The 24,784-nt window shown below is 68.4% G+C and carries 23 protein-coding genes; 11 read left to right on the top strand and 12 right to left on the bottom strand.

The features are described 5' to 3' along the window. Nucleotides 1-5 precede the first annotated feature (5 nt). The 3 genes from cydB to hisC form a co-directional block, all read right to left on the bottom strand. Nucleotides 6-1,013, bottom strand: coding sequence for a cytochrome d ubiquinol oxidase subunit II (cydB, locus tag ACZ6KY_RS13605; protein WP_469310467.1), 1,008 nt, complete (start codon nt 1,011-1,013; stop codon nt 6-8). A 20-nt stretch (nt 1,014-1,033) separates the two neighbouring features. Further along, nucleotides 1,034-2,542, bottom strand: coding sequence for a cytochrome ubiquinol oxidase subunit I (locus ACZ6KY_RS13600; RefSeq protein ID WP_469310466.1), 1,509 nt, complete (start codon nt 2,540-2,542; stop codon nt 1,034-1,036). A 444-nt stretch (nt 2,543-2,986) separates the two neighbouring features. Then, nucleotides 2,987-4,063, bottom strand: coding sequence for a histidinol-phosphate transaminase (hisC, locus tag ACZ6KY_RS13595; RefSeq protein WP_469310465.1), 1,077 nt, complete (start codon nt 4,061-4,063; stop codon nt 2,987-2,989). 468 nt (nt 4,064-4,531) lie between these two features. Here hisC and ACZ6KY_RS13590 point away from each other — a divergent pair, with 468 nt between their 5' ends. From ACZ6KY_RS13590 to ACZ6KY_RS13580, 3 genes are all read left to right on the top strand, one after another. After that, nucleotides 4,532-5,644, top strand: a complete 1,113-nt coding sequence (locus ACZ6KY_RS13590; protein WP_401329191.1) for a LacI family DNA-binding transcriptional regulator — start codon at nt 4,532-4,534, stop codon at nt 5,642-5,644. A 202-nt stretch (nt 5,645-5,846) separates the two neighbouring features. After that, complete coding sequence (locus tag ACZ6KY_RS13585) at nt 5,847-6,989, top strand: metallophosphoesterase (protein WP_469310464.1); 1,143 nt, start codon at nt 5,847-5,849, stop codon at nt 6,987-6,989. Between the two features lie 180 nt (nt 6,990-7,169). Further along, complete coding sequence (locus ACZ6KY_RS13580; RefSeq protein ID WP_469310463.1) at nt 7,170-8,033, top strand: hypothetical protein; 864 nt, start codon at nt 7,170-7,172, stop codon at nt 8,031-8,033. Between the two features lie 238 nt (nt 8,034-8,271). Here the strand turns inward: ACZ6KY_RS13580 and ACZ6KY_RS13575 are convergent, their stop codons facing one another. Together ACZ6KY_RS13575 and ACZ6KY_RS13570 are read right to left on the bottom strand one after the other, a co-directional pair. Beyond that, nucleotides 8,272-9,861 (bottom strand): VWA domain-containing protein, encoded by a 1,590-nt coding sequence (locus ACZ6KY_RS13575; protein WP_469310462.1) that lies wholly within the window; start codon nt 9,859-9,861, stop codon nt 8,272-8,274. 47 nt (nt 9,862-9,908) lie between these two features. After that, entirely contained in the window at nt 9,909-10,802 is an 894-nt protein-coding gene (locus tag ACZ6KY_RS13570; protein ID WP_469310461.1) for a LysR family transcriptional regulator, read from the bottom strand. 149 nt (nt 10,803-10,951) lie between these two features. Here ACZ6KY_RS13570 and ACZ6KY_RS13565 point away from each other — a divergent pair, with 149 nt between their 5' ends. Continuing rightward, entirely contained in the window at nt 10,952-11,350 is a 399-nt protein-coding gene (locus tag ACZ6KY_RS13565; RefSeq protein WP_469310460.1) for a DUF1801 domain-containing protein, read from the top strand. A gap of 5 nt (nt 11,351-11,355) precedes the next feature. Further along, entirely contained in the window at nt 11,356-11,742 is a 387-nt protein-coding gene (locus ACZ6KY_RS13560; protein WP_469310632.1) for a VOC family protein, read from the top strand. 57 nt (nt 11,743-11,799) lie between these two features. Here ACZ6KY_RS13560 and thiC read toward each other — a convergent pair whose 3' ends face one another. After that, complete coding sequence (gene thiC, locus ACZ6KY_RS13555; RefSeq protein ID WP_469310459.1) at nt 11,800-13,620, bottom strand: phosphomethylpyrimidine synthase ThiC; 1,821 nt, start codon at nt 13,618-13,620, stop codon at nt 11,800-11,802. A gap of 221 nt (nt 13,621-13,841) precedes the next feature. Here thiC and ACZ6KY_RS13550 point away from each other — a divergent pair, with 221 nt between their 5' ends. Continuing rightward, nucleotides 13,842-15,365 (top strand): YibE/F family protein, encoded by a 1,524-nt coding sequence (locus tag ACZ6KY_RS13550; RefSeq protein ID WP_469310458.1) that lies wholly within the window; start codon nt 13,842-13,844, stop codon nt 15,363-15,365. An 82-nt stretch (nt 15,366-15,447) separates the two neighbouring features. Here the strand turns inward: ACZ6KY_RS13550 and ACZ6KY_RS13545 are convergent, their stop codons facing one another. The 4 genes from ACZ6KY_RS13545 to ACZ6KY_RS13530 all read right to left on the bottom strand — a co-directional run bounded on the left by ACZ6KY_RS13545 (nt 15,448) and on the right by ACZ6KY_RS13530 (nt 17,968). Beyond that, on the bottom strand, nt 15,448-15,885 hold the full coding sequence (locus ACZ6KY_RS13545) for an SsgA family sporulation/cell division regulator (protein ID WP_401329172.1): 438 nt from the start codon (nt 15,883-15,885) through the stop codon (nt 15,448-15,450). 100 nt (nt 15,886-15,985) lie between these two features. Next, nucleotides 15,986-16,723, bottom strand: a complete 738-nt coding sequence (locus ACZ6KY_RS13540; RefSeq protein ID WP_469310631.1) for an IclR family transcriptional regulator — start codon at nt 16,721-16,723, stop codon at nt 15,986-15,988. Between the two features lie 551 nt (nt 16,724-17,274). Then, nucleotides 17,275-17,487, bottom strand: a complete 213-nt coding sequence (locus ACZ6KY_RS13535) for a DUF5326 family protein (protein WP_469310457.1) — start codon at nt 17,485-17,487, stop codon at nt 17,275-17,277. Nucleotides 17,488-17,650: 163 nt separating this feature from the next. After that, nucleotides 17,651-17,968 carry a cupin domain-containing protein gene (locus ACZ6KY_RS13530; protein ID WP_469310456.1) on the bottom strand — a complete coding sequence of 106 codons (318 nt, stop codon included), beginning with the start codon at nt 17,966-17,968 and terminating at the stop codon, nt 17,651-17,653. 81 nt (nt 17,969-18,049) lie between these two features. Between ACZ6KY_RS13530 and ACZ6KY_RS13525 the strand changes: the two genes are divergently transcribed. The 5 genes from ACZ6KY_RS13525 (at nt 18,050) to ACZ6KY_RS13505 (ending at nt 21,915) form a co-directional block, all read left to right on the top strand. Further along, on the top strand, nt 18,050-18,427 hold the full coding sequence (locus ACZ6KY_RS13525; protein WP_469310455.1) for a phage holin family protein: 378 nt from the start codon (nt 18,050-18,052) through the stop codon (nt 18,425-18,427). A 9-nt stretch (nt 18,428-18,436) separates the two neighbouring features. Next, nucleotides 18,437-18,919 carry a low molecular weight protein-tyrosine-phosphatase gene (locus ACZ6KY_RS13520; RefSeq protein WP_469310454.1) on the top strand — a complete coding sequence of 161 codons (483 nt, stop codon included), beginning with the start codon at nt 18,437-18,439 and terminating at the stop codon, nt 18,917-18,919. Between the two features lie 4 nt (nt 18,920-18,923). Continuing rightward, nucleotides 18,924-20,123, top strand: a complete 1,200-nt coding sequence (locus ACZ6KY_RS13515) for a cystathionine gamma-lyase (RefSeq protein ID WP_469310453.1) — start codon at nt 18,924-18,926, stop codon at nt 20,121-20,123. 216 nt (nt 20,124-20,339) lie between these two features. Further along, on the top strand, nt 20,340-21,245 hold the full coding sequence (locus tag ACZ6KY_RS13510) for a LysR family transcriptional regulator (RefSeq protein WP_469310452.1): 906 nt from the start codon (nt 20,340-20,342) through the stop codon (nt 21,243-21,245). A 184-nt stretch (nt 21,246-21,429) separates the two neighbouring features. Beyond that, nucleotides 21,430-21,915, top strand: a complete 486-nt coding sequence (locus tag ACZ6KY_RS13505; RefSeq protein ID WP_469310451.1) for an NUDIX domain-containing protein — start codon at nt 21,430-21,432, stop codon at nt 21,913-21,915. Nucleotides 21,916-21,937: 22 nt separating this feature from the next. On the opposite strand, the gene ACZ6KY_RS13500 is transcribed toward ACZ6KY_RS13505, so the two are convergent. Continuing rightward, complete coding sequence (locus ACZ6KY_RS13500; protein ID WP_469310630.1) at nt 21,938-23,587, bottom strand: globin domain-containing protein; 1,650 nt, start codon at nt 23,585-23,587, stop codon at nt 21,938-21,940. A 495-nt stretch (nt 23,588-24,082) separates the two neighbouring features. After that, nucleotides 24,083-24,715, bottom strand: a complete 633-nt coding sequence (locus tag ACZ6KY_RS13495) for an HAD family hydrolase (protein ID WP_469310450.1) — start codon at nt 24,713-24,715, stop codon at nt 24,083-24,085. Between the last annotated feature and the right edge of the window lie 69 nt (nt 24,716-24,784).

Raw genomic sequence — 24,784 nt, 5'->3', positions numbered from 1 at the left:
CGGATTCAGTGCGACACGTCCACGGCGATGTGCTGCGTGCCGATGCGCTTGCGGAACACCCAGTAGGTCCAGCTCTGATAGAGCAGGACGATCGGTGTGGCGATCGCGGCACACCAGGTCATGATCTTCAGGGTGTAGTGGCTCGACGAGGCATTGGTGACCGTGAGGCTCCAGTCCGCGTTGAGCGAGGACGGCATGACGTCCGGGAAGAGCGACAGGAAGAGCATCGCGACGGCGGCCACGATGGTGAGCCCCGAGAGCATGAAGGCCCAGCCCTCCCGCCCCCCGTTGACCGCCACCAGTGCCGCGACGAGGGCGACCACGGCCACGATCAACGCGACCAGCGAAGCGCCGTCACCGTTGTCGATCTGGGTCCAGATGAGGAAGATCAACGCCAAAACGGCTGTCGCCAGGCCGAGTTGCAGCGCCAGCTTCCGTGACCGTTCCCGGATGTCCCCGACCGTCTTGAGTCCGACGAACACCGTCCCGTGGAAGGTGAACAGGGTCAGCGTGACCAGACCGCCGAGGATCGCGTACGGGTTGAGCAGGTCCCAGAAGTTGCCCACGTACTCGAAGTTCCGGTCGATCTTCACTCCGCGAACGATGTTGCCGAAGGCCACACCCCATAGGAACGCCGGGATCAGCGAGGTCCAGAAGATCGCCGTCTCCCAGTTGCGCTGCCAGTGCTCCTCGGGCCGCTTCGCCCGGTACTCGAAGGCGACACCGCGCACGATCAGACTGACCAGGATGATCAGCAGGGGCAGATAGAAGCCCGAGAAGAGCGTGGCGTACCACTCCGGGAAGGCCGCGAAGGTCGCACCGCCCGCCGTGAGCAGCCACACCTCGTTGCCGTCCCACACGGGACCGATCGTGTTGATCAGCACCCGCTTCTCGGCGCGGTCCCGGGCCAGCAGCTTGGTGAGGATGCCGACTCCGAAATCAAAGCCCTCCAGGAAGAAGTAGCCGATCCAGAGGACCGCGATGAGTACGAACCAGACGTTGTGAAGTTCCATGACTCAGCAGCTCCCTGAGCCTAGTAGGAGAAGGCCATCGGCTTGTCGGCGTCACTCGAGTCGCCGCCGATCTTGGTGGGCGGGTTGAGGTCGGACTCGGTGAGCTCGGGGGGCCCTGCCTTGACGTACTTCACGAGCAGCTTGACCTCGATGAACGCGAGGAACGCGTAGAGCGTCGTGAAGACGGTCATCGACGTGATGACCTCACCCTGCGAGACGGTGGGGGAGACCGCGAACCGGGTCTGCAGCACGCCGTACACGACCCACGGCTGGCGGCCCATCTCGGTGAAGATCCAGCCCCAGGAGTTGGCGATCAGGGGGAATGCCAGGGTCCAGATGGCGATGCGCCAGCCCCATTTGGTGAGCTTCGGGCCGAGTGCCTTGTTCTTGAACAGGACCAGATGCGGCACCTCGTCCTCGCCGACCCTCAAGTGCTGCGGCAGCAAGAACTTCTTGCGGGTCAGCCAGAGTCCGATCACGCCGATCACGAAGGACGCCATGCCGAACCCGATCATCCAGCGGAACGCCCAGAAGGTGACCGGGATGATGGGTCGGTAGTCACCGGGGCCGTACTTCGCCTGCTCGGCCTTGTTCGTGTCGTTGATGCCGGGGACATACGAGTTGAAGTCGTCGTTGGCGAGGAACGACAGTATCCCCGGAATGGACAGCTCGACGCTGTTGTGACCCTTGCTGACGTCGCCGTACGCGAAGATCGAGAAAGGTGCGGATTCCTGGCCGTCCCACAGCGCCTCGGCGGCGGCCATCTTCATCGGCTGCTGCTTGAACATGACCTTGCCGAGGGTGTCACCGCTGATCGCGGTGAGCAGACCGCCGATGACCACGGTGACCAGGCCGAGCCGCAGCGAGGTCTTCATGATGGCGACGTGCCTCTTGCGGACCAGGTGGATCGCGGCGATGCCCACCATGAAGGCGCCGCCGGTCAGGAAGGCCGCCGTGAGGGTGTGGAACGCCTGGGCGAGCGCGGTGTTCTGGGTCAGCACATGCCAGAAGTCGGTGAGTTCCGCGCGCCCCTTCGCCTTGTTGATCCGGTAGCCGACGGGGTGCTGCATCCACGAGTTGGCCGCGAGGATGAAGTACGCCGACAGGACGGTACCGATGGCGACCATCCACATGCAGGCGAGGTGGAGCTTCTTCGGGAGCCTGTCCCAGCCGAAGATCCACAGCCCGATGAAGGTGGACTCGAAGAAGAAGGCGATCAGGGCCTCGAAGGCGAGCGGCGCGCCGAAGATGTCGCCGACGAAGCGTGAGTAGGCGGACCAGTTCATGCCGAACTGGAACTCCTGGACGATGCCGGTGACGACACCCATCGCGATGTTGATCAGGAAGAGCTTGCCCCAGAACTTGGTGGCCCTGAGGTACTTCTGGTTCTCCGTACGCACCCAGGCCGTCTGCAGGCCGGCGACGAGCGCCGCGAGCGAGATCGTCAGGGGGACGAAGAAGAAGTGGTAGACGGTGGTAATGCCGAACTGCCATCGCGCCAGTGTCTCCGGCGCCAAAGCCAATTCCACTTCGTCAGTCTCCTTACGTCGCCGTGGTCACAGCGGCAGTTTGCCCGCTTTATCGCAGACATCACGGGAGCAACAGGACACGCTTGTGAACGCGTTCACATTCACAAGCAATTATGACGCATGACCGTTCGAGAGATGAGGGGTGGGGGGTCCCCAAGCGGGACCCGATGGGCCCCGACCGGGAGGGCCCAGTTGGCCCATGGCGTGCGAGAGGTTCCCGGGTCCGCCCCGTCCCCGCCTCCATCCCGATCCCGCCGCGCATGCCGAGGGCCCCGTACGCGGTGAACGCGTACGGGGCCCTCTCACGGCTCGCGGTCGGATGGCCCCTGACCGACGGACAAGCCTGGCTCGGCGGACAAGCATGGCTCGGCGGGCAGGCGTTGCCCGGTGGACAGGCCGGCCCGATGGGCGGGCGCGCCCGCCGGCAGGTGTTCCGCCGGGCGGCTACAGCTCCTCGTGGAAACTCTCGGTCGCCTTCAGGAAGATGTCGTTCGCCTCGTTCTCACCGATGGTGACGCGAACGCCTTCGCCGGCGAACGGACGCACGACGACACCGGCCTGCTCGCAGTGGGCGGCGAAGTCGAGAGTGCGCTCCCCCAGGCGCAGCCACACGAAGTTGGCCTGCGTCTCGGGCACCGTCCAGCCCTGACCGCGCAGGGTGTCGACCACCCGGGTGCGCTCGGAGACCAGGGAGCCGACCCGGCCGAGCAGTTCGTCCTCGGCACGCAGGCTCGCCACGGCGGCGTCCTGGGCCAGCTGGCTCACACCGAACGGGACCGCAGTCTTGCGCAGCGCCGCGGCCACCGGCTCGTGAGCGATCGCGAAGCCGACCCGGAGACCGGCCAGCCCGTACGCCTTGGAGAAGGTGCGCAGCACACAGACGTTGGGCCGGTCGCGGTAGATCGCCACGCCGTCCGGCACCTCTACATCACGGATGAACTCGCGGTACGCCTCGTCCAGGACGACGAGCACATCACTCGGCACCCGGTCCAGGAACCGCTCCAGCTCGGCCCGGCGCACCACGGTGCCGGTCGGGTTGTTCGGGTTGCAGAGGAAAATCAGCCGGGTGCGGTCGGTGATGGCGTCGGCCATCGCGTCCAGGTCGTGCACCTCGCCCGGGGTCAGCGGCACCTGCACCGAGGTGGCCCCGCTGATCTGCGTGATGATCGGGTACGCCTCGAAGGACCGCCAGGCGTAGATGACCTCGTCACCGGGACCGCTCGTGGCCTGCAGAAGCGACTGCGCGACACCGACCGAGCCGGTGCCGGTCGCCAGATGGGAGACCGGGACGCCGAACCGGTCCGCCAGCTCGTTCATCAGCCCGGTGCAGGCCATGTCCGGGTAGCGGTTGAACGACCCCATGGCCGCGGTGACGCTCTCGATCACGCCGGGCAGCGGCGGATACGGGTTCTCGTTGGAGGACAGCTTGTACGCCACGGCACCGGCCGCGGCGGGCTTGCCGGGCTTGTAGGTGGGGATACCCGCCAGCTCCGCACGCAGCTTGGGGTTCGTCTCGCTCACCGCAGTCCTCCTCGTGACCACCAGCGGCTCATGATCACCACCGGCTACCAATACTTCTCACCTTATGAGGATTCGGCGCCGCTGCGAATGGCCTGTGGACAACCGGACACCACACCGTGTCCGAGCCGGTGATCATCCGCGTACGCCGGACCGGCCATCGGCGTCGCACGACCCGGCGGCCGTCCTCGTACGAAGTCGTACGAAAAGGGGGCGCGCCGACAGCCGTCACATGCGCCGGTGGCTCACGCCGTGGCGCGCATCCCTCGTACAGGTGAGTTGAGACCTCTTCGAAACATGGCCCACTTGGCAGGCCCATGCGCGCCGACAAGTCACGTACTGGCATGGAATCGCTCAACTGCCTTTACTTCAAAGGAAGTTAGGCCTTTTGGACCATGCAGAAACGTGTCTGTCAACGCGTGCATATGCGTCCGCACTACCCCATCGAATGAGCCCTACTATCGGCTCGCCATGACAGCAGCAGGGAAGCACCAGGTGAGCCGGGCGGAGACCTCCCGCCGAGGCGGTCGGCCGGGCCGGGCGGGTATCAGAGACGTGGCCGCGGCAGCAGGGGTCTCCATCACAACTGTGTCCGATGCCCTCAACGGCAAGGGCCGGCTCCCGGACGCCACCCGACGCCACGTCCGCGAAGTCGCCGACCGGCTGGGCTATCGCCCGTCGGCCGCGGCCCGAACCCTCCGTACCGGCAAGTCGGGCCTGATCGGCCTGACCGTCACCACATACGGGGATGAACCTTTCACCTTCACCGAGTTCGCCTACTTCGCCGAGATGGCCAGAGCCGCCACCTCGGCCGCGCTCGCCCGGGGATACGCCCTGGTCATCCTGCCCGCGACCTCCCGCCACGACGTGTGGTCGAACGTCGCCCTGGACGGAACCGTGGTCATCGACCCGTCCGACCAGGATCCGGTCGTCAGCGAGCTGGTCCGCCAGGGGCTGCCCGTCGTCTCCGACGGCCGCCCCGCGGGATCCCTCCCGGTCACCGCCTGGGTGGACAACGACCACGAGGCCGCGGTCCTCGGCATCCTCGACCACCTGGCCGCCGCCGGCGCCCGCCGCATCGGCCTTCTCACCGGCACCACCACCGACACGTACACCCACCTCTCCACCACCGCATACCTGCGCTGGTGCGAGCGCGTGGGACAGGATCCGGTGTACGAGGCCTATCCGGCGCACGATCCGTGCGCGGGAGCCGTGGCCGCCGACCGGCTCCTCGCCCGGCCCGACCGCCCGGACGCCGTCTACGGCCTCTTCGACCCGAACGGCACCGATCTGCTGGCCGCGGCCCGCCGCTACGGTCTGCGCGTACCCGACGACCTGCTGCTGGTCTGCTGCAGCGAGTCGACGGTCTACGCCAGCACCGAGCCGCCCGTCACGACCCTGTCCCTCAAACCGCGCAGAATCGGCACCGCCGTCGTCCAGTTGCTGATCGACGCCATCGAGGGGGTCGAATCGGACCAACCGGTCGAGCAGGTGATACCGACGGAGCTGATCGTGCGGACCTCGTCCCAGCGCCGTCCGCCCCGTACGACCGTCAGTCCGCCCCGATCACCCGAGCAGGGCTGACGCCCGAGGCGACGAGGGCGGGGCGAGCCCCGCCCAATTCGGGCGAAAACCGCGGTGAACCGGGCTCCTGTTCCGATTCACCACCCCTGGGTCATCACATGGCGCGATCCGCATTCCTATGATGGGCGGACGACACCGCGGGCCGCTGCGACCAGGCAGTCCGAACCGGTGCAGATGCGGCGCGATGGTGGTGGAGGGGTCGATGACTCAGGGGGCCGGTCAGGGACCCGAGGTGGTGCGGACGGCGACGTTGCGCGACTTCCGGGTACCCGGGTACGTCCACGAGACCGGTCCGTATGCGCAGAACACGCCTCAGGGCGAGGGCGCCGGACCCGTCGGGGAGACTGCGCGGTACGCGTCGGGGGAATCCTCTCCCTACGCGTCCGGGGAGTCTCCCGCGGAGTTTCCGGGAGAGTTCTCCGAGGGGTACACCCCCACACAGCGCGATCTGCCGGTCATCCATCGGGGTGACACCCTCCAGGTCGCCGTCGACTCCACCGGCGCGCCCGTCCCCTCGCCCGGCGCGGGCCCCGGCCCGCTGTACGTCGTCGGGGACGTGCACGGCTACCTCGACCAGCTCGTCGCCGCGCTCCAGGAGAAGGGCCTCGTCGACGCCGCGGGCAACTGGTCGGCCGGGACCTCACGGCTGTGGTTCCTCGGCGACTTCACCGACCGCGGCCCGGACGGCATCGGCGTGATCGACCTCGTGATGCGGCTGTCCGCCGAGGCGGCCGCGGCCGGCGGCTACTGCAAGGCGCTCATGGGCAACCACGAGCTGCTGCTCCTCGGCGCCAAGCGGTTCGGCGACACCCCCGTCAGCTCCGGCGCGGGCACCGCCACCTTCCAGGCCGCCTGGCTGCTCAACGGCGGCCAGAAGACGGACATGGACCGCCTCCAGGACCACCACCTGCAGTGGATGGCCCGCCTCGACGCCATGGAACAGGTCGACGGACACCTCCTGGTGCACTCCGACACGACCGCCTACCTCGACTACGGCGACTCCATCGAAGCGGTCAACGACACCGTCCGCGAAACCCTCACCCGCAACGACGCCGACGAGTGCTGGGACCTCTTCCGCAAGTTCACCCGGCGCTTCGCCTTCCGTGACGACGGCGCCGAGGCCGTCCGCGAGCTGCTCGGCTCGTACGGCGGCTCACGCGTCGTCCACGGTCACAGCCCCATTCCCTACCTGCTGGGCGAGGTCGGCCCGGAGGACGGCGAAGCCGGCGCGGGCCCCGTGGTCGAAGGACCGCACGTCTACGCCGACGGGCTGGCCATCGCGATGGACGGCGGAGTGACCATGGCCGGAAAGCTGCTGGTCCAACAACTTCCGCTGGATATCTGAGCGTTCACCGGGCAGGCGCCTCCCGGGCGGACCACTCCGGCCGGGGGCCAATTTCTGGAAACCCCCTGTCACGGCGTGCCGTCACCGCTCTACCATCGGCTTATCCGTAGCAGGCTCCCCTCCGTTTCTGCCCAACGGCTCGTCAGCGTGCGAGCCACCAGCCCTACGGAGCATCGGGGGATGCAGATGAACAGCGTTCCGCAGCACCTGCTGAGCGAGGACCGCCAGGAATACGAGCGGATCCTCGACGAGGCGCTGCGCTCCGCACCACACCGCCCGGAACTCGCCGCTGTCGGCCAGCGGCTCAACCTCGAACAACTGCGCACCATGGCACTGAACGCGACGGCCCTCATCACGACGGCCGCGTCGGACGAGTACGCGCACTACGTGAAGGTCCGCGAGGAACTGCGCCGCCCGGCGCGGTCCACCCCGGTCGAGAACGAGGAAGTCGGCTTCACGGAGCCGGGCACGACCGCGATGGGACTCGCCGCCACCGTGGGGGAGGTCACCGAGACCGCCGGTGCCGGCGCGGTCGCCGTCGTCGCGGTGCTCGCCCCCGTCCTCGCCGGAACAGCCGCGGTGATCTTCCTGCTCGTGGGCTACGTCCTGAAGATGCTCGATCCCGAGCCGACCATCGCCAAGACCCTCCTGACCACGGGCTGGGTCTTCGGCGCGGTCACGGCGGCCGCGATTCTGGTCGCCGCGGCCGGACTGCTGCTGACCGCACTGCGCAACAGCTCGTCCTCGCTCCGGGCCGAAGCGGGCGGCGAGCTGACCGAACAGGTCACCCGGGCCAAGGAAGCCTGGCGCGATGCCCTGCTGGAGCGCGGCATCCTGCCGTTCCTCCGGGAAGCTCTCTCGGACCCGGGCTCGGCGGCGCTGGGCCGCCCCGCACCGGCTCCCAGCCGTATCCCCCACCTCGGCTACGGCCGACCGGGGTTCAGCAGCCCCGACGGCGGACCCGCGGCCGGCCCGCGCCCGAGCTTCTCCAGCCCGGACTTCTCCAGCCCGGACTTCGGGGGACCGGAACACCAGCCCGAGTGACCCGGTCGGCCGACGGCCGGGTTCAAGGGAGGAAAGGGGCCCGCGCGGGCGCGCGGGCCCGTACGGCCGTCACGAGTGCGCCTGTACGGCCGCGTCACGGCTGCGGGCCCATGCCGCCGCGTCATGGCTGCGAGTCCGTACGACCGCCGCGAGCGCCTCGTACAGCTGCCTCGAGTACGGGCCTGTACGGCGCGGTGGAGGCGGTCCCGCGGGCGTCGGCCACTGCCTTCGGGGCGTCTCAGATGATGCCCAGCCGCCGTGCCTCCCTCGTCCACGACGGGAACTCGGACAGCAACCGGTCGTAGAGCTCCGGATCCGGTACGTCGCTGATGTCGTCGACCGCGAAGAAGCCCACGTTGTCGACGCGTCGGCCCGGCAGCGTGTCGAACCGCTCCAGAACGCCGTAGTTGGAGCGCCCCAGCCCGACGAACTGCCAGAAGACCGGCTCGTCCACCGCCTCCAGCAGCTCCTTCTCGATCTCCTTGTTGCGGTGGACGCCGCCGTCGGAGAAGAAGAGCACCAGCGTGGGATCGGCGGCCGGGTGCTCGCGGACATACGTCCGGACCTCGGCGATCACCTTCTGTTCCTCGTTCTGGATCCCGACCGCCCGCATGTCCACCTGGCCCGGCAGCATCCCCTTCCGCGGCTTCTTGCTCCGCCGGAACAAGGTCAGTTCACCGACCCGGACATGGCGCTCCAGCCACTCCGGCAGGTCCCCCAGGACAAGGTCCGGAAGCCGGGCCGGGTTCGACGCGAAGGTCCACGCCTGCATCTCTCCGTCGTCGTCCAACTGCGCCGCCACCGCGGCCATGCGCTCCACCACATCGGCCACGACGCCCTTCGAATACAGGAAAGCCATCGACCCGGAGGCGTCCAGGACCAGGATGACGCGGGCCGTGACACCCACCGCCCCGTGCTTGCGCAGACTGACCGCCACCTGCTCCTTGCGCAGGGAGAGCCGCTTGCGCATGTCCACGGGCAACCGCTCCTCGCCCTTGATGAGACGAGGAGCCGAGCCGAAGGCCGGGGCCGGGGATGCCGAGGGAGCCGTGGGGACGGGCGCGGCCGGAGGGGTGGGCGCTGACGGCGGTGCCCCTACGGGCTTGGGTGTCGATGTGGACGGGGGCATCGGTGCGGCCGAGGGCATCGGTGCGGAAGGTGGCGTCACCGCGGGCCTGTGCGGAACGGCAGGCGAGGACGGCGAAGGTGCCGCCTCGGCCCGGGACGAGGTGCCTCCGGCGCCAACGGCTCCGGAGGCCGCGTCCTTGGCGTCCGTGCTCCCGGGAGCACCCGGCTCCTCGTCCACACTGATCCCGAAGTCGGCGGCCAGGCCCGCGAGTCCGGAGGCGTACCCCTGCCCCACCGCGCGGAACTTCCACTGACCGCCCCGCAGATACAGCTCACCCCCGATGAACGCCGTCTCCGTCGTCGCCTCCATGTCGAACAGCGCCAGCGCCTTCCCTGTAGCGGCGTCGAGCAGACTCAGCCGCAGACCCGACAGACGGCCGAAGGTGCCCCCGTCGGCGGAGGCGCCCAGGACGACCCGCTGGATCTCCGGCTCCAGGGCACGCAGGTCCACCCCGACGGTGTCCGTCGTCCCGTCGCCCTCCCTCCGCTTCCCCAGATGACGCACGGCACCGGAGGCGTGCCTCGGCTGGTTGTAGAACACGAAGTCGCTGTCGTCCCGCACCCGTCCGTCCGCACGGAGCAGCAGAGCCGAGGCATCGGCGTCCGGGGTACCGGGACCCCCGGACCAGCTGAGCACGACCTGCACCTCCTGCGCGGCAACGGGAATGTTGGCGCCCTTGCTCATCGATGTCGGTGTCATACGTCCAGTCTGCCTAGAGAACCCGCCACCGGAACCGACCGATACGCCTACGCGCGGGGAGAGCCCGCCGCGTCCGTCGCCGCCCGGACGAACTCGCGAAGCCGCTCGGTCGTGTTGCCCTCCCTCCACACCAGTCCCCTTTCGATCGGGCGGGCGTCGTGAAGGGGCACGTAGGCCACATCGGGCCGGGGGTAGTACTGCCGCGAGTGCTCCCCGACGGGGAGGACGCCCCGGCCCATCGCGACCAGAGTCAGCATTTCGGAGAACGACCCGCCGACCGGGCCCTTGGGAACGGGCTTGCCCGACGGAGTGCGCTCCGGTGTGCGGTCCCGCTTGAACCCCGCCGAGGTCACCTGTGGGTACTGCACCACGGGGTGTTCCGCGAGCACCTCCACGGACAGCCGCTCCTCGCCGGCCAGCGGATGACCGGCTGCCACGGCCAGTACCCGTCTCTCCCGCAGCAGCGCGGGCCCGCAGGCCATTCCGTCGAAGGGGAACGAGGCGAGCAGCACGTCGATCGAACCGTCCAGCAGACTCGCCCGGGAGTTGGACAGCTGAACCTCCCGCACGTCGACCCGGCAGTCGGGGTGCCGCTCGCCGAACAGGCCGACCACTCTGAGCAGTGCGGGTGCCGTCCACTCACCGAGGAAGGCGGCCCGCAGCTCTCCGGTGACCCCACGGCCGGCGTCGGCCGCTCTTCGCAGCGCCGCTTCCATCCCGGCGACCAAGGGCGTCAGGTCGTCCGCCAGTTGTCGGCCGATCGGGGTGAGCCGGACGGAACGGCTGTTACGTTCGAACAGCGAGCCGCCGACTCCGCGTTCCAGCTTCTTGATCACCTGGCTGACCCGCCCGGTCGTGATCAGCAACCGCTCGGCGGTCCGGCCGAAGTGCAGTTCCTCGGCCAGCGTCAGAAAGGTCTCGATCTCCAGTCGCTCCAGCATGAAACCCCCGGCGTTAAATCTGGCTCAACGGTCGTTCACCGATCATGTCTTGATGGCGAACTGTCCCGCGGCGGATCGTAGAAGGCGTCCACCCGGCCGCCGGAGAGAACCCGACGAGTCCCCCGGACACCCGAACACACAGCGCGTTCATGCTCGGTACCACACCCCTTCTGAACGGGACCCTTATGAACTCCTCGGGCATCACCGCCTACTTGAACGAACTCGACGGCCCGCTACGCGCCATCGGCGAGAGGATCAGGCCCGTCATCGACTCGGCCCTCCCCGACGACTCCGGTGCGCTGTGGCACGGCCACCCCACCTGGAGCCTCGGAGACAAGCCGGGTCAGACCCCGGTCTGCCTGCTCAAGGCCTACACGTCGTATGTCACCTTCGGCCTCTGGCGCGGCCAGGATGTGGCCGACCCCTCGGGCCGGCTGGTCGCGGGAGCCCGCCGGATGGCCTCCGTGAGACTCAGCCGTGCCGACGACATCGACCCCGCCCTGTTCAGCGAGTGGCTCCGCCTCGCCGTCGCCCTGGAGACGAAGTGACCACCGTGCGCGTGAAGGCCTTCGACCACCTGGTCCTCAACGTCGAGGACGTCGAACGGTCCCTGGGCTTCTACACCGGACTTCTCGGCCTCGCTCCCGTACGCGTCGCCGAGTGGCGGGGCGGCGAGGTCCCGTTCCCGTCGGTGAGGGTCACCGAGGGAACCATCATCGACCTGGTCGCCGATGCCCGCGGGGAGTCCAACGTCGACCACATCTGTCTCACCGTGGAACCGCTGGACTGGGACGAGGTCATCGCGTCGGGATCCTTCACCGTGCTCGAGGGTCCCGTGGAACGCTTCGGCGCGCGGGGCACCGCCACCTCGGTCTACGTCCAGGACCCGGACGGCAACACGGTGGAACTGCGCTGGTACCCGCAGGACATCACCGAGTGACCGGGCCGGGGGCGACGGTCCGGGAACCCGCCCCGGACCGCGCCCCTGTTCAGCAGCTCAGTCGGCCAGCGGCAAGTACACGCGGTTGCCCGCCTCCGCGAACTCCCGGGACTTCTGAAGCATGCCCTCGGAGATCTCCGCCGCGGAAGCGCCGTCGGCCGTGTCCCCGCCGAACCGCTCGTTGATGCTCTGGCTGATCTTCATCGAGCAGAACTTCGGCCCGCACATGGAGCAGAAGTGGGCCGTCTTGGCGGGCTCGGCCGGCAGTGTCTCGTCGTGGAACTCCCGTGCCGTGTCCGGATCGAGAGCCAGGTTGAACTGGTCCTCCCACCGGAACTCGAAGCGGGCGTCGGAGAGCGCGTCATCCCATTCCTGTGCACCTGGGTGCCCCTTGGCGAGGTCGGCTGCGTGGGCGGCGATCTTGTAGGTGATGACGCCGGTCTTGACGTCGTCACGATCGGGCAGGCCCAAGTGCTCCTTGGGCGTGACATAGCAGAGCATGGCCGTGCCCCACCAGGCGATCATCGCGGCACCGATACCGGAAGTGATGTGGTCGTACGCCGGCGCGACGTCTGTCGTCAGCGGGCCGAGCGTATAGAACGGAGCTTCATCACAGATCTCCTGCTGAAGGTCGATGTTCTCTTTGATCTTGTGCATCGGGACATGCCCCGGGCCTTCGATCATCGTCTGCACGTAAAAACGCTTCGCGATCGTGTTGAGTTCCCCGAGCGTCCTCAACTCCGCGAACTGGGCGGCGTCGTTGGCGTCCGCGATGGAGCCGGGACGCAGACCGTCGCCGAGCGAATAGGTGACGTCGTACGCGGCGAGGATCTCGCAGAGCTCCTCGAAGTTCTCGTACAGGAACGACTCCTTGTGGTGCGCGAGGCACCAGGCGGCCATGATCGAGCCGCCGCGCGAGACGATGCCGGTCTTACGGTTCGCGGTGAGCGGCACGTACGCCAGGCGCACGCCCGCGTGGACCGTCATGTAGTCCACGCCCTGCTCGGCCTGCTCGATGACCGTGTCCTTGTAGATCTCCCAGGTCAGCTCCTCGGCACGGCCGTCGACCTTCTCCAGCGCCTGATAGAGCGGCACCGTGCCGATGGGGACGGGGGAGTTGCGCAGCACCCACTCGCGCGTGGTGTGGATGTTGCGGCCGGTCGACAGGTCCATGACCGTGTCGGCGCCCCAACGGGTCGCCCAGGTCATCTTCTCGACCTCCTCCTCGATGGAGGAAGTGACCGCGGAATTGCCGATGTTGGCGTTGACCTTCACCAGGAACCGCTTGCCGATGATCATCGGCTCGGTCTCCGGGTGGTTGACGTTCACGGGCAGCACCGCCCGGCCGGCGGCGATCTCCTCCCGTACGACCTCGGGGTCGACGTTCTCGCGGACCGCCACGAACTCCATCTCGGGCGTGATCTCGCCGCGTCGCGCGTACGCGAGCTGGGTGACCGCCTGCCCCGTGCGCCCGCGGCGCGGCTGGCGCGGCCGTCCGGGGAAGACCGCGTCGAGATTGCGCAACCCCCCGCGCGGGGATGTGTGCTTGATCCCGTCGTCCTCGGGGCGGACGGGACGGCCCGCGTACTCCTCGGTGTCTCCGCGGGCGATGATCCAGTTCTCGCGCAGCGGTGCCAGCCCCCTGCGCACATCGGTGTCGATGGTCGGATCGGTGTACGGGCCGGAGGTGTCGTACAGCGTCACGGACTGACCGTTGGTGAGGTGCACCTGGCGAACCGGCACCCGCAGATCGGGACGCGTACCCCCGACGTACGCCTTGTGCCAGCCGATGGACCTCCCGGCCTCGCCGTTAAGGGACGGAGAGGAAACCTCGTCCGTCTGGCTGGAGACAGGCGTGCGTACGTCCTTGTTGGTCATGAGACCTACTCCCTACGCCGGCATTACCCGGTAACAGGTTCAGCGGTCGACGCAGCGGCTTCCGTTCGTCGATGTTTCATGTGAAACATCGCGAAGACGGAGGTCAGCGCCCTCTCAGCCCGGTGCTCCGAGCTCCCGCGTGTGCAAAGGTGCCTCCACGCTAGCGTCATATTTGGCGCGCTGAACAGAGGGCCCCTTGCCGTTCTTGCGATGATCGGGCGGTGACAACGACCCAACAGCAGCCGTTCCCGCCGTCCGAGCCGCCGCACCGTCCGGGTGCCGGCGACGGCCATGGGCACGGCACCGGCACCGGACACGGGCATGGGCATGGGCATGAGCCGGGTGGTGATCCGGGTCACGGGGCGGGCGGTGCGCAGCACGGTTCCTACGGCAAACGCGGACCGGGTCCCGCCGATGGGCACGGCGAGGGCGCGAGCGCCGGGCACGGGCACTCGCACAGCCACGGTCCCGCCGCGCCGGTCTCCAGGCACCTGCGCAAGGTCATCGCAGCGGTACTGATCCCCTTCGCGGCCGCGGTCGCGGTGGGTCTCGTGGTGCTGTGGCCCGGCGGTGCGCCCTCACACCAGCGCACCGGTGTCGGCTTCGACCGGCAGACGCAGCAGGCGACGGTCACGCGGATCGACCAGGTGGACTGCAAGTCCGTGAACGCCTCCTCGGAGGCCCCGACGGGCGACACTTCCACCACCCGGGGCTCCTCCGCCCAGCAGCGGGCCGCGGGTGAATGCAAGAAGGCGACGGTCCGGATCGACACCGGCAAGGACACGGGCCGTACGTTCATCGAGATCGTTCAGCCGGATCAGTCACGGCAGTTGCACCAGAGCGAGAAGGTCGTCGTCGCGTACGAACCCTCCGCCCCCAAGGACCTCCAGTACTCGGTCACGGACGCGAACCGGAAGCTGCCCCTGACGCTGCTCGCCGTGATCTTCGCCGTGGTCGTCGTGGTGATCGGCCGGATGCGCGGAGTCATGGCGCTGGTCGCGCTGACCATCAGCTTCATGATCCTGAACTTCTTCATCCTGCCGGCGATCCTGCAGGGCTCGAACCCGCTGCTGGTGGCCGTTGTCGGATCCAGCGCGATCATGCTGATCGCGCTCTACATGTGCCATGGCCTGTCGGCCAGGACATCCGTGGCGGTGGTCGGCACCCTGCTCTCACTGGTGCTGATCGGCCTCCTGGGCTCGGTCTTCATCGACTGGGCCGTGCTGACCGGCAACACCGACGACAGCACCGGCCTGATCCACGGTCTGTACCCGTCCATCGACATGAGCGGTCTGCTGCTGGCCGGAGTCATCATCGGTTCGCTCGGTGTCCTCGACGACGTGACGGTGACGCAGACGTCCGCGGTCTGGGAACTGCACGAGGCGAACCCCACGATGGGCTGGCGTGGCCTGTACCGCGCGGGTATCCGTATCGGCCGCGACCACATCGCGTCGGTCGTCAACACGCTCGTCCTGGCCTACGCGGGCGCCGCGCTGCCGCTGCTGCTTCTCTTCTCGATCGCGCAGAGCAGTGTGGGCACCGTCGCCAACAGCGAACTGGTCGCCGAGGAGATCGTGCGCACCCTGGTCGGATCGATCGGTCTGGTCGCCGCGGTGCCGGTGACGACCGCGCTGGCCGCACTCGTGGTCGCCGCGGACCGTGAGGGGACGGCTCCCGTCCCCGTGGAACCCGCGGCTGCCAGGACGCCGGCACGGAGTGGGAAGGGTCGCCGCCGCAAGCACTGAACCGTCCGCCGGAAGCGCTGAAACCATCCTGCACGGACGCCCCTTGTGAGGAAGCGTTCCTCCGCTCCGGGCTGCCGGGGCTTCAGCCCGCACTCTGCTCCTCCGCGAGGATGCGGTCGAGCGCTTCGTCGAGAGACGTGTCGAAACCCGCGAGGGAGCGCTCCTGCCCGAGCGGCACCAGTTTGTCCGTCCGGTCGAGAAACGCGACGAGCGGCGCGGCCCCGGACCGGAACAGCGCGTGATCGCCACCGACCTGAAGCCGGATCAGCACCTCGCCGAACGCCTCCGGGTCCGCCGGAGCGATGTGCACATCGCCGTCACCGCACGGCCTGCCGACTCCGTCGATCAGCAGCTCCCGCCCGAACGCCCAGGTCACGGGCGCGTCGCCGGGCAAGTGGAAGGTCAGCCGCACAGCGTACGGATCACCGGTCTCGTATCGCAGCTCGACCGGAATCCGGAAGGACAGCTCCTCGGACACGAGGAAGCTCATCATGACCTCTGCCTGCACCGACTCGCGCATCGCCTACCCCGTCGTTTGCCATCGACTGGCCAGGATTCGTCCCCCTGACACTGCTGGAAATCTTGCTCAACGTGCATGCCGCATTACAAGGAGTGAGTTTTCAGATACTGATAGAGATGGCGAGTGTTCCTAGCAGCCTGCCGACTTCGCTCTGCAACTTCCGCGCCGCGGGCAGCAGTCGGTCGACCTGGTGGGAAGGGAGGGACAGGGCCACGGCCGCGGCCGAACTGCCCGCGGTGACCGGGATCGCGGCACAGACCGTGCCCAGCGCGTACTCCTGCCGCTCGATCACCGGTTCCATCCGCCCCGTCCGTTCCAGGCGCCGCAGCAGACGGTCCTTGTCACGCACCGTGTACGGAGTGATCGGCTGCACCGGGTAGCGATCGAGGTGGTCGCGCCTGGACTTGTCGTCCAGCTGGGACAGCAGACACTGGCCGATCGCGTGGGCGTGCCCGGTCTCACGGAAGTCGGCCCACTCCTCGACCGCGGGGTTCGCCGGGGTGTCGGCGACACACACGACCTCGATCTCGCCGTCGCGGTAGACCGCCCAGTACACGGGGGTGCCGAGCGCATCGCGCCAGTGCGCGAGCGTGTCCCTCACCGTGCTGCGACGTTTCTGCTGGGCTCCACTGCTGCTCAGCCGTTCGGTGGCCTCACCGAGGAAGAACAGCCCTCTGTCACGGCACAGATAACCCTCGTGGACCAGGGTGCGCAGCAGGTGGTAGGCGGTCGGCAACGCGAGTCCCGCCTCCCGGGCGAGCTGCTTGGCGGGGGCGCCCTGCTCACGCGCGGCGACGGCCTCCAGCAGCCGCATCGCCCGCTGGACCGAGCCGATCAGAGTGGTGGGGTGGGAGTCCAGAGCGGCGGCGTCGGGCTCCGCGGTACGGGGGCGGGCGAGCCGTGCCGACCCCGCGACCGGCGAGGGCGAACCGGGGGTCACCGACGGTCTGGCGTGCCGGGTGAGCCCATCCGCCGGCTGGGTGCGCCGAGTACGTGCCTCCGCCGTCGGAGTTCGCTGCGGCGTCGGCTCCCTGGGTGGGGCCGGCGGGGTGCGTGAAACGGGCGGCTCCCCCGGTGACGTACGCGGCTGGACCGGTGGCACGCGTGCCACCGCGGGCGTGCCCGATCGCCGGAAGGGGGGAGCGACTGATGGTGCGGGTGCGGTGTCAACCGTGGCCAAGGGGCACTCCGAAGCGCGAGGAGGACCGCCCGTGCGGGGAGACACGGGAGGGGGCTGTGCGCTGTCTGCGGGTCGACCCCGCGTCGAGTTCCGGACTCTAACCGCCAGTCACCGCTCGCATACGGCCTCGCCGAAAACTTCCCCCGGCCGAGGGAACCTTGGGTTCCCTTTCCCCCTTCGCCGTTACCTGTCGCTCACCCTCTCGCGCCTCACCAGTCGCTGCGCGAGGAGGAACCCGACACGAACTTCCGCACGATGTAGATCAGCCCGCCTACCAGCGCGACGAAGATCAGCAGCTTGAAGAGCAGGCCGATGACGAAGCCGACGATGCTCGCTATCAGACTGCCGAACACCACCAGGGCGATGACCGGCACCGCGACCCACTTCACCCACCACGGCATACCGTTGAAGATCTCTCGCATCGCCCTGTCCTTACCTCTCCTGGCCCGTGGCCCCAACACCGGGACACTGATTCCGGGTTCTCTGATGTCTCGCAACGAATGCTAGGCCGGAGGGAGGCCGTGCGGTGGCCTCGCACCCCTTGTCCTCCCCTGACCGTCCCCCTAGGGAACCCTGAGACGCGGGTCAGCTCTCGGGCGGAGAGAACACCACCAGGACCCGTAGATCCTCCGTGATGTGGTGGAACTTGTGGGCGACCCCGGCGGGTACGTAGACGACGCTGCCCCGTGCCACCTGAGTGGTCTCCAGGCCGACCGTGATCGACGCACGCCCGCTCACCACGAAGTACACCTCGTCCTGGGCGTGCGGCTTCTGCGGGTCGAGGCCGCCCGCGTCGAGCGCGTACAGCCCGACCGACATGTTCCGCTCACGCAGAAACCGCAGGTAGGCGCCGTCGTTGGCGGCGCGTTCCGCCTCCAGTTCGTCCAGCCGGAATGCCTTCATCGCCCTCGTCCGCTCTTGTGCACCGCAGGCTGTGTCCACAGCCCCTTCTTGCCAGTCGATCTCTCTGCCACGATCAGACACATGAAGAATTTCGTAGTCAAGACACTCGCCAACGCGGGGGCCCTGGCAGTCGCCGTCTGGCTGCTCGACAAGATCACTCTGACGGGCGACAGCACGGGCAAGGAGATAGGCACGCTCCTCCTCGTCGCACTGGTCTTCGGACTGGTGAACTTCCTGGTCAAGCCGGTCGTGAAGGTACTGACCTTCCCGCTCTTCGTCTTCACCCTCGGCCTGATCACCCTTGTGGTGAATGCCTTGATGCTGCTGCTCACCTCGTGGCTCGCCGACAAACTCGACCTGAGCTTCCACGTGGAGGGCTTCTGGACCGCCGTCCTGGGCGGCCTGATCATCTCCGTCGTCTCCTGGGCGCTCAACGTCGTGCTGCCCGACAACGACTGAGAGAGTCCGATGACCTACCGCGTCTGCTTCGTCTGCACCGGCAACATCTGCCGTTCGCCGATGGCCGAGTCCGTCTTCCGCGCCTACGTGGCGGAAGCCGGACTCGGCGAGCTGGTCCAGGTCGACAGCGCGGGCACGGACGGCTGGCACGAGGGCGACGGCGCCGACGAGCGCACCGTCGCCGTGCTGGAAGCGGGCGGCTACGAGAGCGGCCACGCGGCCCGGCGGTTCCAGGCCTCGTGGTTCTCCCGTCTCGATCTCGTCATCGCCCTCGACACCGGCCATCTCAAGGCCCTGCGCCGCCTCGCGACCAGCGCCGAGGACGCGGAGAAGATCCGGCTGCTGCGCTCGTACGACCCCGCAGCGGCCGACGACCTGGACGTCCCCGATCCGTATTACGGACATATGGACGACTTCGAGGAATGTCTTGAGATGGTGGAGGCGGCGAGCTCCGGTCTGCTCGCCGCGGTACGAGAGCAAATGGAGGGATGAGCGCATGACGTCAGGGGATTTCGTCACGGCGAGCGGCGAGGGCACAGGCCCGGCGGGAGAGAGGGAGGGCACCCGGGCGACAACGCCGGGCGACGGCACACGGGCGGTGCGTGCCGGGCTGCCCGAGCCCGTCAAGTACGAGCCGACTCTTCCCGGCCCGGTCTTCGCCGCGCACTTCCATCTGCCCGGTGAACCCACCGGCCCGTACACCTACGGCCGCGACGAGAACCCGACCTGGACCCTCCTGGAGCGCGCCATCGGCGAGTTGGAGGCGCCCGGACAGGACTCCGTCGAAACGCTCTCCTTCCCCTCCGGCATGGCCGCCATCTCCGCGGTGCTCTTCTCACAGCTGCGGGCCGGCGACATCGTCGTCCTGCCCGCCGACGGCTACCAGGTGCTGCCGCTGGTGCGCGAGCAACTGACCGCGTACGGCATCGAGGTGCGCACCGCCCCCACCGCCGGCGATGCCCAGCTGGAGGTCCTCGACGGCGCGAAGCTGCTGTGGATCGAGACGCCGTCCAACCCGGGTCTCGACGTCTGCGACCTGCGACGCCTCGTCGCCTCCGCGCACGCGCAGGGCACGCTCGTCGCCGTGGACAACACCCTGGCCACCCCGCTCGGACAGCGCCCCCTGGAGCTGGGCGCCGACTTCTCCGTGGCCAGCGGCACCAAGATGCTCACCGGGCACGGCGACATCCTCCTGGGGTACGTCACCGGGCGGGACGCCTCTCTGATGGCTCCCGTACGACGTTGGCGCAAGGTCGTCGGCGCCATCCCCGGCCCGATGGAGGCCTGGCTGGCCCACCGCTCGCTCGCCACGCTCCAGCTGAGGGCCGACCGGCAGACCGCCACCGCGAGGACGATCGCCGAGGTCCTGCGGGACCGGCCCGAGGTGACGGGGCTGCGCTACCCGGGGCTGCCCGACGACCCCGCGTACAAGATCGCGTCGCAGCAGATGCGTCGCTTCGGATGCGTGGTCTCCTTCACGCTGCCCTCGCGCGAACGTGCCGAGCGTTTCCTCGACGCGCTGCGCCTGGTGGACGACGCCACCAGCTTCGGCGGGGTGCGGTCCACGGCGGAGCGGCGCGGCCGTTGGGGCGGGGACTCGGTCCCGGAAGGCTTCATCCGCTTCTCCGCGGGCGCCGAGGACCCCGAGGACCTGGTGGCGGACGTGCTGAGGGCCCTCGACGCCTCTGCGAAGTGAACCGGCCATGAAGTCGGGATCAGTACCCCCGCTACGTACTACGGACGGTCCGAGCCTCCCCCCTCGTGGCTCGGACCGTCCCGGTTCCGCGCGCGAAGAACCGCGCGAACAAGGCTAGTTGACTCTGTGTCAGTGTCCAATCACAGTAGCGACAGAGACCTATCGACTTATTTATAGTTGGGGCTCGCGCGGGGGTGCTGAAAGGGGAGGGGCACCATGGACTTGGCCTTGCTGCGCACTTTTGTGACTGTGCACCGGGCCGGTTCCTTCACTCGTGCCGCCGCGCTGCTCGGTCTGTCCCAGCCGGCCGTCACCTCGCAGATCCGCACACTGGAGCGCCAGTTGGGGCGGCCACTGTTTCTGCGCCAGGCGCGCGGGGTGACACCCACGACCATCGGCGACGAACTCGCCCACAAGGCGGCGCCGCATCTCGATGCCCTCGTGGAGATAGCCGAGACCGGACTCGACGAGGACTCGTCCCTTCGCACACTGCATCTCGCGGGGCCACCGGAGTTCACGGCGGAACGCGCGTTGCCCGCTCTCACGGAACTGACCGGCGACGACGGACAGGGTTTCGCGCTGCGCGTCTCCTTCGGCAACGCGGAGGAGACGATGGAGGGGCTCGCCGCCGGACATCATGATCTGGCCATGACGACGGCCCAACCACGCGGTGCTCTTCTCACCGCGACTCCGCTCTGCGACGAAGAGCATGTCCTGGTCGCCGCTCCGCGCTGGGCCGAGGAAATCGATCCGGGCAAACTCCGCCGCAAGGGCGCCCACGCGCTCGAGGACTTCCCCATCGTCGAGGTCCACGAGTCGCTGCCGCTCGTCGCCCGCTACTGGGCCTCGGTCTTCGACTGCCGGCCGGCCGCCGCCGGCACGGTTGTCGTCCCGGATCTGCGGGCGGTCCTCGCCTGCGCCACCGCGGGCGCCGGCCTCGCCGTCCTGCCCAAATATCTCTGCTCCGACGCCATCGAACGCGGAGACGTCGTGGCGCTCCTCGACCCCGCGGTGCCCCCGCTGCGTACGTACTTCCTCGTCGTCCGGACCGGAACGCTGGCGATGCCGCACATCGCCCGGGCGCACGAATGGCTCCTGCGGGCGGCCTCCGACTGGAGCTGAGGCCGGCCCGGACCGGGAGCCGCTTCGCAAGGCAACAAGGCCTGCCGCTGAGGACCGAACGGTGGCGGTTCGGGCGAAGCCCGTTCGCCAGTTCTCCGGGGCCGGGCAAGGACTTCAGGACCTTTCACGCGGAATCGCGGCCGCGCGATGTTTCACGTGGAACCAGCCGGGCCACATTTCTCCCATGACCGTCCGACCCGTGGTCAAGCGAACCGCTCGCGCCGTCCTGCTGGACGGTGACGACCTGATCTTGATCAAACGCACCAAGCCCGGCGTCGATCCCTACTGGCTCACACCGGGTGGCGGGGTCGAACCGGAGGACACGACTGTCGTCGAAGCACTCCATCGTGAGGTGCACGAAGAACTCGGCGCCAAGATCGTCGATGTGGTGCCCTGCTTCGTCGACACGGTCGAGCACATCGGCGACGACGGCGGCGGCGCGACCGGTGTGAAGGTCCAGCACTTCTTCGTCTGCCGGCTTGAGTCCATGGACCCTGCTCTGCGACACGGTCCCGAGGTGGACGAACCATGCGGTGAGTACGAGATCGTCCGTGTCCCGTTCACCCGGGTCGGGATCGCCTCCGTGCACCTCGTACCGCTGTCGCTGAGGCACTACCTCGACGGGAACATCGAGGGCGTACGCGCCATGCACGCACCCGACCTGGGCTGACACGCGGAGAAGCCGCGGTGCGTCAGTCGCCTGTCGTGACGAGTTCTTCCACCGAGTCGTGGCGGATGCGGTCCGAGGGGATGCCTATGTCCCTGAGTGTGTCGACACCGCTGCGGATCATGCCGGGCGGCCCCGAGAGATACGCGTCGTATTCATTCCACGGTCCGTACTCGCGTACGGCGTCCGGCAGCTGGAGATTGGCCCGCCGGTCGACGACGGGGCGCACCGAGAGCCAGGGGTGGCTCCGCTGGAGCCGCAGCATGGTGTCGATGTCGTAGAGATCATGATCGGTGCGAGCCCCGTAGAAGACCTCGACGGGGCGGCGCTCTCCGTGTTCGGCGACGTCCTCGACCAAGGCCTTGATGGGTGCGATGCCGGTTCCGCCACCCAGACAGAGCAGGCCGCTGTCGGTGGTGTGGTCGACGGTCATCGAGCCGGACGGCGGCCCCAGCCGGATGACATCGCCGGGCCGGGCACGGTGCACCAGCGCGTTGGAGACCCAGCCCGCCGGAACCGCCTTCACGTGGAGCGTCAGCAGGCCGTCCGAGCGGGGCGCCGAGGCGAAGGAGTAGTGCCGCCAGATCCGTGGCCACCATGGTGTCTCCAGGCTTGTGTACTGCCCGGCGAGGAACGGGTACGGCTGGTCGGGCCGGACCGTGACGACCGCGACGTCCGGTGTCCTCAGGTCGTGGGACACCACCTCGGCGAACCACCAGGCCGGAGCACGCAGCTCGTCCGTGGCGGCCGCGTCGATCATGACCTGGGAGATCGTCGTGTACGTACGCACCCAGGCCGCTTCCATCTCGGCGTCCCAGACCGCCGAGGCGTACCGGCCGAGCGAGCCGATCAGGCATTCCCCGACGGCCGGGTAGTGCTCGGGCCGGGTGCCGTACTTGCGGTGTCCCCGGCCGAGGTTCCGCAGATACGCGACGAGGACCTCGGTGTTGTCGATGTGCTCGGCCGCGGTCAGCAGTGCCTTCAGCAGCCGGTCCCGCTGGGTGTCCATCGCGGCAGGGAAGAGCGGGCGCAGTTCCGGGTGGCGCACGAACAGCAGCGCGTAGAAGTAGGACGTGACCTTGTCGGCGATGTGACCGACCTCGGCCATGGTCCGGCGGATCAGCACGGCGTCGGGGGACGCCTCGTGGACGGGAGCGGGCTGTCGGCCCGTCACAAGCGGCTCAGGACGGGCGTCAGACCGAGGAGAACCGTGGTGTGGCTGCACGGACCCGTGCTCGGGCGCGGAGGCCCCTGAGAGCCGCGGAGAGCCGAATTCCGCCTGTCCCGGGCTCGATCGAGGCCGTACGGCTTCGTGGGCGGGCTCGGGATCGAAGTGCCGTAGCTCGGACGGTGCCGGCGGAAGGAAGCGCTTCACGGCCGGGACCGGTCCGGCCCCCAGGGGTTCGGGAGGCCGTGTTCCAGGGGGCGCGACCTCGCGAGGGCGCAACTCCAGGGGTGTTGTCCCGCGGGTTCGCGTCTCCGTGGGGGCTGTCCCGTGGGGCACCGGTGCTGTCTCACGAGGTGGCAAAGGCGCTTCGACGACCGGGGATATTCGTTCCTGCTGGGGTGTTCTCCGTCCGGCCTGCTCGGGGGTTTCCTGGCCGGAAGCCGGTTGCTCAGGGACGGCTTGACCCGGTTGCCCCTGCGTCGAGGCCGAGCGGCCCACCGGGCGCATCGCGGCCAGTCGTCGGCCGTCGGATGCCCCCTGGTCACTACTGGAAGCCGACGGCTCGTTGCGCGACGTGAACCAGCCGCCCCCGCCGTTGCCGCCTGAAGTGCCGTTGTCGGCCGACGTGGTCGTCGGAGCGTCCATGGTCTGCCTCGCCTCGAACATCTTTCGGTCGGTCTGCGCACCTCCTCGGTCGGAAGATGCCTGCTTTCCCCCGCAGCCGGTTTGCTCCCCTTCCCGGTTCAGTCCTTGTCGGCCCAATCCGGTCGCATTGAAGCCGGATACCCACCCCGTACGAACAAGTAAGGCAAGAGAGTGGCATTGGCCGCAGTGCCCTCATCGAGCATCGCACTTCGGGTCAACGCCTGGCCGCATAACGGAAAACGCAGGTCTTTGATCTCTCCGTCCCGTTACGCTGTTTTGGCCTGCGCTGCCATTCGCGCGTGCCACGCAGGACGCGCACATCTCGGCCGACGCGCACCGGAGTCGACCATGGCTCAATTACCTGGTGCGACATGCCAATTGATAGGCGGCATACAGGTCCCGCCCCACGTAGGAGTGAGTGGCGAGGCTGCGCAGATGCCGGTCCGCATTGACCGCGACGGACACCGGTACAACGCCGAAAAGATCCTTGTCCGAGAGAGAGTCGCCATAGGCGACACAGTCGGTTCGACTCACCCCGAACTCTTCACAGAGCCGGTCCGCGATCTGCACCTTTGCCGCGGCGCTGAGAACGCCCGCCGGGTCCAACGGCTCCGCGAACGGGACGGCGGGAAAGCGCGAGCCATGGGCCGCATGCGCTCCCCAGGACAACAGGCGCTCCACAAAGAACGAGGGCGAGAGCGAGACGACGGCACAGTAGTCGCCGTTTCGGCGGACCTCCCTCCAGACGTCTTCAATCCCTGACATCCATGGCGCACCGTCGAAAGCCGCCGCCACATGTGCCTCGGTGAGATCCGCCCAGAGAGCATGCGCCTGCGTCGCATACTCCGGAGGGCCTATATGCCCCTCGGAGATGGCTCTTTCGAGCGCCATGGTCTCGGCTTCCAGTCCAAGCTGCCGGGAAATCTCCAAGGGCGCGGTGCTGCCGTGGAGCAACGTCCCGTCGAGGTCGAAGAGATGAAGTCTCGCCATGTCTGTCGAGGCTACTGGGGCCACCGACGTTCAGGGCCGAGGTTTCACGTGAAACAGCTGTCCGCTCAC

This window comes from Streptomyces sp. NPDC042002 (genome assembly GCF_055588305.1).
This window is presented reverse-complemented; position numbering and strand designations above follow the sequence as displayed.